The sequence below is a fragment of the Stenotrophomonas nitritireducens genome (genome assembly GCF_001700965.1).
Taxonomy (GTDB): domain Bacteria; phylum Pseudomonadota; class Gammaproteobacteria; order Xanthomonadales; family Xanthomonadaceae; genus Stenotrophomonas; species Stenotrophomonas nitritireducens_A.
Genome location: NZ_CP016756.1, coordinates 4,458,633 through 4,471,215, shown reverse-complemented (window position 1 = coordinate 4,471,215; position 12,583 = coordinate 4,458,633). Strand labels below are relative to the sequence as shown.

Annotated in this window: 14 protein-coding genes; 10 read left to right on the top strand and 4 right to left on the bottom strand. The window is 64.3% G+C overall.

Annotation, left to right across the window (positions count from 1 at the left end):
* The first annotated feature begins 10 nt into the window (after positions 1–10).
* Positions 11–1,747, top strand: a complete 1,737-nt coding sequence (locus BCV67_RS19050) for an EAL domain-containing protein (protein ID WP_062167546.1) — start codon at positions 11–13, stop codon at positions 1,745–1,747.
* Positions 1,748–1,965: 218 nt separating this feature from the next.
* On the opposite strand, the gene BCV67_RS19045 is transcribed toward BCV67_RS19050, so the two are convergent.
* From BCV67_RS19045 to flgA, 4 genes are all read right to left on the bottom strand, one after another.
* The gene (locus BCV67_RS19045) at positions 1,966–3,186 is read right to left on the bottom strand and encodes a sensor histidine kinase (protein ID WP_062171545.1); all 1,221 of its coding nucleotides are present in this window, start codon (positions 3,184–3,186) and stop codon (positions 1,966–1,968) included.
* 86 nt (positions 3,187–3,272) lie between these two features.
* Positions 3,273–3,611 carry a flagella protein gene (locus BCV67_RS19040; RefSeq protein WP_062167548.1) on the bottom strand — a complete coding sequence of 113 codons (339 nt, stop codon included), beginning with the start codon at positions 3,609–3,611 and terminating at the stop codon, positions 3,273–3,275.
* Entirely contained in the window at positions 3,608–3,910 is a 303-nt protein-coding gene (gene flgM, locus BCV67_RS19035) for a flagellar biosynthesis anti-sigma factor FlgM (protein WP_062167550.1), read from the bottom strand. Before flgM ends, BCV67_RS19040 begins: the two co-directional genes overlap by 4 nt.
* Before the next feature lie 62 nt (positions 3,911–3,972).
* Positions 3,973–4,617 (bottom strand): flagellar basal body P-ring formation chaperone FlgA, encoded by a 645-nt coding sequence (flgA, locus tag BCV67_RS19030; RefSeq protein ID WP_062167552.1) that lies wholly within the window; start codon positions 4,615–4,617, stop codon positions 3,973–3,975.
* Positions 4,618–4,731: 114 nt separating this feature from the next.
* Between flgA and BCV67_RS19025 the strand changes: the two genes are divergently transcribed.
* The 9 genes from BCV67_RS19025 to BCV67_RS18985 all read left to right on the top strand — a co-directional run bounded on the left by BCV67_RS19025 (position 4,732) and on the right by BCV67_RS18985 (position 12,583).
* Positions 4,732–5,682, top strand: a complete 951-nt coding sequence (locus tag BCV67_RS19025) for a chemotaxis protein (RefSeq protein ID WP_062167554.1) — start codon at positions 4,732–4,734, stop codon at positions 5,680–5,682.
* A gap of 280 nt (positions 5,683–5,962) precedes the next feature.
* Complete coding sequence (gene flgB / locus BCV67_RS19020; protein ID WP_062167556.1) at positions 5,963–6,367, top strand: flagellar basal body rod protein FlgB; 405 nt, start codon at positions 5,963–5,965, stop codon at positions 6,365–6,367.
* Between the two features lie 11 nt (positions 6,368–6,378).
* A complete protein-coding gene (gene flgC, locus BCV67_RS19015) occupies positions 6,379–6,786 on the top strand; it encodes a flagellar basal body rod protein FlgC (RefSeq protein ID WP_057628076.1) in 408 nt (135 codons plus the stop codon).
* Positions 6,787–6,812: 26 nt separating this feature from the next.
* Positions 6,813–7,487: a flagellar hook capping FlgD N-terminal domain-containing protein gene (locus BCV67_RS19010; protein ID WP_062167558.1), complete on the top strand. Its 675-nt coding sequence runs from the start codon at positions 6,813–6,815 to the stop codon at positions 7,485–7,487.
* 31 nt (positions 7,488–7,518) lie between these two features.
* Positions 7,519–8,739, top strand: a complete 1,221-nt coding sequence (gene flgE / locus BCV67_RS19005; RefSeq protein WP_062167561.1) for a flagellar hook protein FlgE — start codon at positions 7,519–7,521, stop codon at positions 8,737–8,739.
* 172 nt (positions 8,740–8,911) lie between these two features.
* Positions 8,912–9,661 (top strand): flagellar basal body rod protein FlgF, encoded by a 750-nt coding sequence (locus tag BCV67_RS19000; protein ID WP_062167563.1) that lies wholly within the window; start codon positions 8,912–8,914, stop codon positions 9,659–9,661.
* Between the two features lie 300 nt (positions 9,662–9,961).
* Positions 9,962–10,747: a flagellar basal-body rod protein FlgG gene (gene flgG / locus BCV67_RS18995; RefSeq protein WP_057628083.1), complete on the top strand. Its 786-nt coding sequence runs from the start codon at positions 9,962–9,964 to the stop codon at positions 10,745–10,747.
* 22 nt (positions 10,748–10,769) lie between these two features.
* Positions 10,770–11,459, top strand: coding sequence for a flagellar basal body L-ring protein FlgH (gene flgH, locus BCV67_RS18990; protein WP_062167565.1), 690 nt, complete (start codon positions 10,770–10,772; stop codon positions 11,457–11,459).
* An 8-nt stretch (positions 11,460–11,467) separates the two neighbouring features.
* The gene (locus BCV67_RS18985; protein ID WP_062167567.1) at positions 11,468–12,583 is read left to right on the top strand and encodes a flagellar basal body P-ring protein FlgI; all 1,116 of its coding nucleotides are present in this window, start codon (positions 11,468–11,470) and stop codon (positions 12,581–12,583) included.

The following is a 12,583-nucleotide window of genomic DNA, read 5'->3' as shown; positions in this document are numbered from 1 at the left end:
AACCCGCCCGATGTGGACTGCCAGCCCTGCCTCTGCCGGTGACCGCGCCGACGCGCGACCGGCCCGCCTCGGCGCCGGCAACCCGGAACTGGCTGTGCTGGTGGAAGCGGCCAACCGCAGTGGCACCTCGATGATGCTGCTGCACCTGGACATCGACCACTTCGCCTCGGTCAACGAGAACATGAGCGCCGAGGTCGGCGACCAGGCCCTGGTATTGATTGCCGAGCGCCTGCGCGGCTTCATCGGCGACCGTGGCAGGCTGTGGCGCCACGGCAGCGACGAGTTCCTGATAGCCGTACCGCGCACCAGCCAGACCCCGTCACCGGAAGATTTCGCCGAGCAGGTGCGCCAGCAGATCGAGCTGCCGCTGTCGGTACTGCCCTACACCCTGTTCCTGACCGCCAAGATCGGCGTGGGCCTGTGCCCTGAGCATTCCAATACCGCCACCGGCGTGCTGGATCTGGCGGAAGATGCGCTGCACCAGGCTGGCCGCGAAGGCGGCAACGCGGTGCATGTGCACGTGCTGCACAAGCCCAGCAGCGCGCACAGCGAAAGCATCATCTCGCGCCAACTGGTGGATGCCATCGACAACGGCGAGCTGCGCCTGCGCTACCAGCCGCTGGTCAGCGCCCGCGATGGCCATGTGATGGGCATGGAAGCGCTGCTGCGCTGGCAGTCCCCTACCCTCGGCATGTTGGTGCCCGAGCGCTTCATGCGCACCGCCGAGCGCCTGGGCATCATCGTGCAGATCGGCGCCTGGGTACTAGAAATGACCCTGCGCCAGGCCAAGGTGTGGCGTGACCAGGGCTTCGAAGACTTCAACGTTGCGGTCAATGTCTCGACCCTGCAGCTGCTGCGGCCGAACTTCTTCACCGAAGTGATGGCGCTGCTGCAGTCCATCGGCGTGCCGGCGCGCATGCTGACGCTGGAGATCAACGAAAGCGCGCTGACCAACAACGTCAACTTCGTGCATGAAACGCTGGCCAACCTGCGCAACGAAGGCATCAGCCTGTGCCTGGACAACTTCGGCACCGGCGACTCCAGCCTGAGCGCGCTGGTCCGCTACCCGGTGGACAAACTCAAGATCGATCGCAGCTTCATCAAGAGTGCGCCGGCCGCCAACCGTGAGGCGGCGATCAGCCGCGCCATCATCGCCATGGGCCACCAGCTCGGCATGACGGTCATTGCCAACGGCGTGGAATCGCAGGCGCAACTCGGCTTCCTGCGCCGCAATGACTGCGATGTGTTCCAGGGCTACCTATTTGGCGAACCGATGTCGACCGATGCCGCCGGCATGACCTTGCGTCGCCGCTACCTGCGCCCGGAGGCATTCGCCGAAACCCGGCCTGACCGCACCTTGCTGCTGCTCGATGACGAGGAAAACGTGCTGCGCTCGCTGGTGCGCCTGTTCCGCCGTGACGGCTACCGCATCCTGGCGGCGGGCAATGTGCGTGATGCATTCGACCTGCTGGCCATCAATGACGTGCAGGTGATCCTGTCCGATCAGCGCATGAGCGACATGAGTGGCACCGAGTTCCTGGGCCGGGTGAAGATGCTCTACCCGGACACCATCCGACTGGTGCTGTCCGGATATACCGACCTCAATACCGTCACCGACGCGATCAACCGCGGCGCCATCTACCGTTTCCTGACCAAGCCATGGAACGACGACGACCTGCGCGAACATATCCGCCAGGCCTTCCGTACCCATGATGAAAAACAGGGTGTGGGTGCTTCACAGGCATAAAGCAGCATCCGGCCAGTATTTGTGGGAGCGGCGTAAGCCGCGAAGCCGCTGATGCTGCAGGTGTGGGAGCGGCGTAAGCCGCGAAGCCAGTGATGCTGCAGTCCGCAAATTCCGGTACAGCAGCAGAACCGCCCAAAGGGCCTTTGAAATTGCAGACGCCGTATCCACGGACACGGCGCCAGCTTCGCGGCTGACGACGCTCCCACAAGGCTGGAGGCTTATTTGGGCTGCCGGGTTGGCAGCACGATGCGGAAGCAGGAGCCTTCGCCGACCGTGCTTTCCAGGTCGATGCGGCCGTGATGCTTGTTGATGATGCCGTAGGAGATCGACAGGCCCAGCCCGGTGCCGCTGCCCACCGGCTTGGTGGTGAAAAACGGATCGAAGATACGCTGGCGCAATTCCGGCGAAATACCTGAGCCGTTGTCCTTGAACTCGACCCAGACTTCATCGCCGCTGACACCGGTGCTGACCACGATATTGCCGCGATCGGCGATTGCATGGCCGGCATTGAGCAGCAGGTTCATATAGACCTGGTTCAACTCCGACGGAAGGCATTCGATCATCGGCAACTCGCCGTAACGGCGCTCCAGCGTGACCTTGTACTTGAGCTCGTTCCAGATGATGTTAATGGTCGATTCCAGACCGGCATGCAGGTCGACCAGCTTCCATGACTCGTCACGCCCGGAATACGAGAAATCCTTCAGATCGCGCACGATGCGGGTAACCCGCTCGATGCCTTCGCGTGATTCGGCCATCAGCTGCGGCAGGTCGCGGCTGATGAAATCGATGTCCAGGCGGTCGCGGATATCGTCGATCTCAGGGATCAACGCCTTCGGATCGGGCGCGCGCAAGGCGCGCTCATAGGCTTCGATCACGGTGAACAGGCTGCGCAGATACTCCTGCAGGCTGCCCAGGTTGGAGTGGACGTAGCCGATGGGATTGTTGATTTCGTGCGCCACGCCGGCGGCAAGCTGACCGATGGAGGCCATCTTCTCCGACTGCAGCAGCTTTTCCTGGGTGCCGTTCAAGCGCAGGTAGGCCTGCCGCAATTCGGCATGGCGCTGCTGCAGCTCGCGCTCGTAATCCTCCGGGCCGTTCACATGCTGGAACAGGGCCAGAAAAGCCTCTTCACCCGCGCTGCTGTGTTGATGCAGATGCAGGGTGATAAGCCGTTCGCCGACCGGCAGGCTGCCGATCCAGCTACCGGTCTCGCGTGCCTGCGACAGCGCGAACGGCGGCAGCAGGGCTTCCAACTGGTGGCCAAGGCCCAGGCTGCCGGCAGCGTCAACGCCGAACAGCTCGCGCACGAGCCCGTTGGCGACGCTGACCTCGAATTTACCGTTGAATATCAACATGCCCTGCTGGACCCGTTCGCCCAGCGCCCGCAACGTGGCGGATGAGGGGGTGGACGTGAGAATGGAGCTGTCGATCTGGGTCACGGCGGCCGATACAACGTGGGAACGGACCGCCACTATAGCCGGATGCGTGCATCCGAACGCGGCACGGGTGCCGCGTTTTCCATCGATCAGGCAATGGCCAGCGGCCGCCGCGCATGCACCGTCTGGGCCTGGCCCTTGGCATCGTACGAAGGGGCGTTCTCGCTGCGGCCAAGCTGGCGCAGCGCCCAGTTGACCTCGCGACGCCGGCGCGCCAGCAATACCCCGTTGGCATGGTTGCGTTCGGCCAGCTCTTTCAGCCGCTCGGCCTGGTGCAGCGGCGGCTGCCGCTCCAGCTCGCGCAGGGCATCCAGCTTCCTGCCGGTGGCAGCCACCAGCGCTGGCACGTCGTGCTCGGCCAAGGCGCGCTGCTCGCGGTCCAACGCTTCACTCAAGCGCTGCAACGGGTCGCCCATGCTCAGGTTCATCCCTGCAACTGCTGGTCCAGGCCCAGCATGCGGGTGGCGATGGCATCCGGATTGATCTTGTAGCTGCCGTTTTCCAGCGCCTCACGCACCGCTTGCACGCGGGCCTGATCAACCGCCGGGGCAGCACTGAGCTCACGCTGCACGGCCTGCAACTGGGTAGCTTCGCCGGTCAGGCGCACGCTGTCGGCAGCCTCGACCGGCTTGGGCTTGGCGTCGCCTGCGGCGGCCACCTTGGTGTTGATCGCCACGCTGCGCAGCTGCGCTGCGGCTGCAATACCACCGTCGATTTTCTGGCTCATGTGATGGAGTCCTGATTCGGTTCAAAAACGATAACGGCAGTGCCGGGCGGATCTTTAGCGATTTATCGACTTACAAGCACATCCCCGTCCGGGGTGGCGGTACCTTGCATTACCCGGCGTGAAGACAGGTTCTCGACCGAGACCCGCTCGCCCTCGCCTGCGTCGCCCAGCGCCCGCCCGGCCATGCGGACTTCCACCCCGCCCCGGCGTGAAACCAGCGCCACATTATCGCCTCGGCGGACGGTACGCGGCGCCACCAGATCAGTCGCAGAGAGCAGGCTGCCGGCACTCAGGGCGCGCCGCGCCACCCGCCCCACCGCGGCCTCCGGCTTGAGCAGTACCGCGCCGGACAGCCGCGCGGTGTCGCGCGTGACACTGCTTATATCGGCAGCACCCAGCACTTCTCCAGCCGCCACGCCGCGGGCCAACACCAGCACCTGCTGCTCCCGGCGCACCTTGACCGGGACGAACAGCCGCCAGCCCCCGGCCTGCGGGCAAGCCACCTCCACCGTGGTGTTGGCCGTGGCCTTGGCCTGCAACGGCTGCGCGCAGGCCGGCATGCGCAGGTTGGCATCCACCTGCGCCTCGCCGCTCTCGCCGGCACCCAGCGTGGCCAATGCGGCCGCACGAATCGACTCCACGGGCTGGAAGGCCGAGGCCCAGGCCGACAAAGGCAGCAACAGGCAGAGGGTAAGGAGTAAGCGCATCAGCGGCAGCCACCCGGTCCATGAAAAGGTTCGCGGGAGTTGTTGCAAGTGCCGTGCCATTGCCACTGGCCACCAACGCTCAAGTTGTCGCCCCCTGCCGCCGATACAGCATCCATGTCACAAGACCTGCTCAACCGAATTGACCAGCGCACCCGGCTGGCCGGCCATAACCGCCTTGCTCTGCTGCTGTTCCGCCTGGGCGGCCGTCAGCTTTTTGGCGTGAACGTCTTCAAGGTGCAGGAAGTGCTGCGCCGCCCTGCGCTGTTCCAGGTGCCGGGACTGCCCAGCCAGTTTGCCGGCGTGGCCGATGTGCGCGGGCGCTCGGTGCCGGTGCTGGACCTTGGCTTGGCCATCGGCCACCCCGAGCGCGAGCCCGAGGCCGATACCGCGCCCGGCTACCTAGTGGTGACCGAGTTCAACCGCTCGGTGCAGGGTTTTCTGGTCAGCGGGGTTGAGCGCATCGTCAATATCGCAGTGGAAGACATTCATCCACCGCCGGAACTGGGCGCCGAATCGACATACCTGACCGCCGTTACCCGCTTCCAGGGCGAGTTGATCCAGGTGATCGACGTCGAAAGCGTGCTGGCCGATATCGCCCAGGTCCGCAGTGAAGCGGTGCTGGATCCCTCCATGGCGCTACCCGCCGACGCCCCGCCGATGCAGGTACTGGTGGTGGATGACTCACGCGTGGCGCGGCAGCAGATCCGCAGCGTGCTGGATCAGCTGGGCGTCACCGCCACCCTGCTTTCCGATGGCAAGCAGGCGCTGGAGCACCTGCTGCAGATCCACGCGGCGGGAGAAAATCCGGCCGAACGCTACGCCATGGTCATCTCCGACATCGAGATGCCGGCCATGGACGGCTATACCCTGACGACGGAAATCCGCCGCCACCCGGGGTTGGCCGGCCTTTACGTGCTGCTGCACACCTCACTGTCGGGCGTATTCAACAACGCCATGGTGGAACGGGTGGGCGCCAATGCCTTCGTGGCCAAGTACAGCCCGCACGAGCTGGCCGATTTCGTGCTGCAGCGGCTGCGGCATGTTGCTGAGACGCAGTACGCCTAAGGTTGATTTGAGCTGGGGTTTGTTTGATGCGGGGACCTTGTGGGTCTTTGCGGCAAGCCCCTGCCGAGCATGGCTCGGCACTACGCCACTGCTCCCTCCCTTTGGCCGTAGGCCAAGGGGAGGGTTGGGGAGGGGTTGGCTCTCTGCGGGCTGATGGACTGCCGGCTTCGCGGCTTACGCCGCTCCTACAACGGTCACAGCCCGGCCTACCCCCGGCATCCCCTTCGGTTCTGGCACAGGTTTTGCAGCTTCCCCGGCAACGTTCCGTGGGAGCTTCCACATGGCCAACCTGTTTTCCGACTACCTAGGCATCCACGCGCAGGCGATGCCGTTGCGCGAGCAGCGCATGAAGCTGATCGCCAGCAATCTGAGCAATGCCGACACGCCGGGTTACAAGGCCCGCGACCTGGATTTTGACGCCGCCCTGCGCAATGCACAGGGTGCCAGCAGCGGCAATGGCCTGCTCAACACCACTGCCGAGCAGCACTACGCCATCGGCGGCAGCGCCGGGCTGAATCCGTTCCAGATACTGCGCGAGGGTGCGCAGCCCAGCCTGGACGGCAATACCGTTGATCCGGACACCGAACGCGCCGCCTATGGCCGCGCCGCGCTGGAATACCGCGCTTCGCTGAGCTTCGTCGAGTCAAAGGTGAAGACCATGCTCACCGCGATCACCGGTCAATAAGGAAACGCGCCATGAGCAACCTCCCCATCTTCGATATTGCCGGTTCCGCCTTGCAGGCGCAGTCGGTGCGCATGAGCACCATCGCCTCCAACCTGTCCAACGCCGATTCCATCGCCGGTTCGCCGCAGGCGGTCTACAAGCCGTTGGAGCCGATCTTCCAGGCCGTCACCAGCCGTACCGATCCGAATCTTACCGGCGTGCAGGTCAAGGAGATAGCGCAGAGTGACGCGCCGCCGATCAAACGTTACGAACCCAATCATCCGCTGGCCGATGGCGAGGGCTACGTGTATTCGCCCGACGTCGATCCGGTGGCGCAGATGGTCAACCTCATCTCCACTTCGCGCAATTACCAGGCCGGTGTGGAAATGCTCAGCACGGCCAAAGAGCTTGCCTTGGCCACGCTGACCATGGGCCGCTGAGCCCCCTCCCCCAGGAATCTGCCGATATGAGCACCAGCGTCAACTCCGATCTCTACAGCTCGCTCGGGCTTACTGCCCCGAACAGCGCCACAAAAACCAAGGACAAAAGCGCGCTTGATCAGGCCGACTTCCTGAAGCTGATGACCACCCAGCTGCAGCACCAGGACCCGACCAAACCAATGGACAACAGCCAGATGGTCGCGCAGATGGCGCAGCTGTCCACCGTGCAGGGCATCACCGATCTGAACACCTCGGTGAAGGGCTTCCAGCAGTCCATGGCCAGCGATCAGGTGCTGCGTGGTGCGGCCCTGGTGGGCCACGAAGTGATGGTGCCTTCAACCAAGGTCGCGCTGGAAGCCGAAGGCGGCGCCAGCGGCACTGTCGCGGCACCCTCCGCCGGCTTCGTCACCGTCGACATCACCGACGCCAACGGCCTGAAGGTCAATCAGCTGAGCGTGCCGGCCGACGCCGCGGGCGAGGTCGCCTTCCAGTGGGATGGCACCAACGCCGATGGCAAACGCCTGCCCGCGGGCAGCTATACCGTCACCGCAACCCATACCGACAGCGCCGGCGCACAGAGCAAGCTCAACACCTATGTGCAGGCAGAAGTGGAAAGCGTGACGGTGGGAACCGACGGCCTGTACCTGAATCTCAAGGGGCTGGGCACTGCCCCGCTCGACTACGTGCTCCGCGTCAGCTGAGCCCCCTCTTCGATTTCCCAGGAGTATCGCCATGGGCTTCAACGTCTCACTGTCAGGCATCAATGCGGCCAACGCTGACCTGAATGTCACCGCCAACAACATCGCCAACGTCAACACCACCGGCTTCAAGGAATCGCGCGCCGAGTTCGCCGATCTGTTCAATGCCACCAGCTATGGCCTGTCGCGTAACGCGATTGGTTCCGGCGCGCGGCTGAGCAATGTGGCGCAGCAGTTCTCGCAGGGCAACATCAACCAGACCGGGCGCAGCCTGGATCTGGCCGTGGCCGGCGAAGGCTTCTTCACCATGAACATGAACGGTTCGCGCGTGTATTCGCGTGCCGGCAACTTCCAGACCGACAACAACGGTTATGTGGTGAACCCGCAGGGCGCACGCCTGCAGGTGTTCGCCCCCAGCGCCGACGGCACCCGCTTCGACGGCCAGCTGACCGATCTGCAGTTGCTTACCACCGACAGCCCGCCCAAGCAGAGCACGCTGGTCAACATGGCCTTCACCCTGCCGGGCAACGCGCCCGAGCCGACGGTGGCGCCGTTCGATCCCACCGACTCCAACACCTACAACCACTCCACCGGTGGCATCACCGTGTACGACTCGTTGGGTGTCAGCCACACCCAGACTTCGTACTTCGTGAAGACGGCCAATGCCAACGAATGGGAAGTACGTAACTACATCGACGGCCAGCCAGCCGGCGGCCCTTCGACGCTGCAGTTCTCCAACGCCGGTGCCTTGACCAACCCGGCAAACGGCGACATCACCCTGGCGCCGTTCACCCCGAGCACCGGCGCTGGCGTGGTCAACCTGACCTTGAACGTTGCAGGTGCCACCCAGTACGGCGAAAAGTTCGCGATGCGCGACACCCGCCAGGATGGCTACGCCGCCGGCAAACTCAATGAGATCAGCATTTCCGAGGAAGGCGTGGTGTATGCGCGTTATTCCAATGGCGATGACAAACCGCTGGGCCAGGTGGCATTGACCACCTTCAACAACCCACAGGGTTTGCAGAACCACGGTAACAATCTGTGGGTTGAGACCTTCTCATCCGGCAACCCGCGTACCGGCGCACCGGACACCTCGGATCTTGGCCAGATCCAGGCCGGCTCGCTGGAAGCATCAACGGTGGATCTGACCGAGCAGCTGGTCAACATGATCGTGGCCCAGCGTAATTTCCAGGCCAATTCGCAGATGGTGTCCACCCAGGACCAGATCACCCAGACCATCATCAACATCAGGTAAGCCAGTCGGGCGCGACGGTGCATGGCTGGCCAGTGACCAGCCCTCCAACCGATCGCGCCCCGGTTTATGCACGACACTGCACCGACGTCGCGCGCCCGCAGGTGCCGCGCGGCGGGTTGCTCCGCCCCGCTCCCTGCGCTTCAACCCCTCTTCACTTCCGAACCCACGCCTTATGGACAAAGCCCTCTACGTTGCCATGACCGGCGCCCGTGCCTCGCTGCAGGCGCAGGCCACCGTGTCGCACAACCTGGCCAATTCGGATACCCCGGGCTTCAAGGAAGCACTGGCCAATACGGAAGCCTTCCGCATCCAGGGCCCGGGCTATCCGTCACGCGTGGATGCGTTACACGTGGATGCCGGCTTCAACCGCCGCGTCGGCGCCCAGCAGATCACCGGCAATGCATTGGACCTTTCCCTGCAGCCGGGCAGCTGGCTGGCGGTGCAATCCAGCGACGGCAGCGAGGCCTATACCCGCAGCGGCGCCTTGTCGCTGACGCCGAACGGGCAACTGCTCACCGCCGAAGGCAATGCCGTACTCGATGACAACGGCAATCCGATCGCGGTACCACCGCACCAGGCGATGGAGATCGGCCACGATGGCACCTTGTCGATCATCCCGCTGGGCGAAGGTCCGCAGACGATGGCGATGATTGGCCGCCTGCGCGTGGTCGATGCACCCAACGAGCAACTGGAGCGCCGGCTTGATGGCTTGATGCGCAATACCGATCCCCAGCAGCCTTTCGCGCAGCGCCAAGGCAAGGCACTGGACAGCGGCATGCTCGAATCCAGCAACGTCGACGCAGCCGGCGCGCTGGTGCAGATGATCCAGCTGCAGCGCCAGTTCGAAATGCAGGTGAAGGTCATCAAGCATGGCGACGAGAACGCACGCAGCGCCAACAGCCTGCTGCGCCTGAACGGCTGATAGAACCACCCGTCGCGCGTACATAGCGCGCGCCTGCACGACTGCGCGGCGCGCGATGCAACACACAGCGGTGCGTTCCCCGCTGCCAGCATCCTCACTTCGGTTCCTCCCTTTCCCGTGCCCGCCCTGTTCAGCCCAGGCCGATGCAGTCGTGTCCGGCGTCATGAGTTTGGCGCCACTCGCACGTCACCAAGGCAGCCCGCGAACACCGCCGATATTTCGACACCACTTTTGGCACGGCCCATGCATTGACACAGGCAAGGGCCAACCGGCCGGCATCAGTTACCAAGGAATCGCATCATGAATCAGGCATTGTGGGTCGCCAAGACCGGCTTGGATGCACAGCAGACACGCATGTCGGTTGTCTCCAACAACCTGGCCAACACCAATACCACCGGATTCAAGCGCGACCGCGCCAGCTTCGAGGATCTGTTGTATCAGCAGGTGCGTCAGCCAGGCGGTTCGTCCTCGGCACAGACGCAGTTGCCGACCGGCCTGCAGCTGGGTACCGGTGTGCGCGTGGTTGCCACCTCCAAGCATTTTGAACAGGGCAGCCAGCAACAGACCGGTCGCGCCCTGGATGTGATGGCCAACGGCCGCGGCTTCTTTGAAGTGATGATGCCCGACGGCAGCTCCGCCTATACCCGCGACGGCAGTTTCCAGATTAATGCCCAGGGCGAACTGGTAACCAACAGCGGCTATCCGGTGCAGCCTGGCATCCAGATCCCGGAAGGCGCGCAGTCGATGACCATCGGTACCGACGGCACCATCAGCGTGAAGATGGCCGGCGAAGCCGCCTCGGTGGAAATCGGTTCGTTGACGCTCACTGATTTCATCAACCCGGCCGGCCTGCAAGCCAAGGGCGAAAACCTGTACCTGGAAACCACCGCATCAGGCCCCGCGCAGAACGGCACGCCCGGCCTCAACGGCCTGGGCACCGTGGTGCAGGGCGCGCTGGAAGGCAGCAACGTCAACGTGGTCGAAGAACTGGTATCGATGATCGAAACCCAGCGCGCCTACGAAATGAACGCCAAGGCCATTTCCACCACCGACTCGATGCTCGGCTACCTCAACAACAACGTCTGATTGGTCGCCAAGGGATACCGTCATGAGCAGCACCCCACTCCTGCGCCAACTTTCCATCGCCCTGTGCGCTGCCTTGATCGGCGGCTGCACGCTGGCTGGCGACGTGCGCCCCTACGCGCCGATGGCACCAGTCCAGCCCATCGTGGTGCAGGCCGCAGCACCCACCGCCGGTGCGATCTACGCGGCGGGCCCGGGCTTGAATCTGTACGGCGACAGGCGCGCGCGTGACGTCGGTGACCTGTTGACGATCACCTTGGTCGAAAACACCATGGCCACCACCACCGCCAGCACCGCGATCAGCAAGAAGTCCAACGTCGATGTCGGTACGCCGACACTGTTCGGCGCACCGGTCACGCTGGGCGGCAAGGACATCCTTGGCGCCTCGGCCGCAGCTGAGCGCGACTTTGCCGGCAAGGGCAACAGCGCGCAGAGCAATCGCCTGCAGGGCAGCGTGACCGTCACCGTGATCCAGCGCCTGCCCAACGGCAACCTGGTTGTGCAGGGTCAGAAGAACCTGCGCTTGAACCAAGGCGATGAGCTGGTGCAGATCCAGGGCGTGGTACGCGCGGCGGATATCGCTCCGGACAACACCATTTCCTCCAGCAGGGTTGCCGATGCGCGTATCGCCTATGGCGGTCGCGGCGCGGTAGCCCAGTCCAATGCAATGGGCTGGCTGGGCCGTTTCTTCAACTCCGCGCTTGCGCTGTTCTGAGCACCGTGATGAACACTTTTTCCTGCATGCGCAATCTCGCCCTGGCAGTACTGGCACTGGCCACTGCCCTGCCCGCCCACGCCGAGCGGATCAAGGACCTGGCCCAGGTCGGCGGCGTGCGTGGCAATGCGCTGGTCGGTTACGGCCTGGTCGTCGGCCTGGATGGCAGCGGCGACCGCACCAGCCAGGCACCTTTCACCGTGCAGAGCCTGAAGAACCTGCTCGGTGAGCTGGGCGTCAATGTTCCGGCCAATGTAAACCCGCAGTTGAAGAACGTTGCCGCCGTCGCGATCCACGCCGAGCTGCCACCGTTCGCCAAACCCGGCCAGACCATCGACATCACCGTGTCCTCGATCGGCAATGCGGTGTCGCTGCGTGGCGGTGCCTTGCTGATGGCACCGCTCAAAGGCATAGACGGTCAGGTCTATGCCATCGCCCAGGGCAATCTGGTGGTCGGCGGCTTCGGTGCCCAGGGCAAGGATGGCTCGCGCATGTCGGTCAATATTCCCAGCGCAGGCCGCATCCCCAACGGGGCAACCGTCGAACGCGCCCTGCCGGATGTTTTCTCCGCTGGCGGCGACATCACCTTGAACCTGCACCAGAGCGATTTCACCACCGTCTCGCGGATGGTCAGCGCGCTCAACGCCACCTTCGGCGAGGGCGCCGCGCGCGCGGTTGATGGTGGCACCGTTGCGGTGCAGACACCCACCGACCCGGGCGCCCGCATCGGCATGCTCGCACGCATCGAGAACGTCGAGCTGTCGCCAGGCGCGGCACCGGCACGCATCGTCGTCAATTCGCGGACCGGCACTGTTGTGATCGGCTCGCAGGTGCGGGTCAGCCCGGCAGCGATCTCGCACGGTTCCTTGACGGTGACCGTCAGCGAATCGGCCCAGGTCAGTCAACCCAATGCCTTTGGTGGCGGGCAGACGGTGGTCACGCCACAGTCCACCATCACCGCCAGCAATGAAGGCAGCCGCATGTTCCGCTTCGATGGCGGTGCGACCCTGGATGAGATCGTCCGCGCGGTCAACGAAGTCGGCGCGGCACCGGGCGACCTGATTGCCATCCTGGAAGCCCTCAAGCAGGCCGGCGCACTCACCGCCGACCTCGAGGTGATCTGA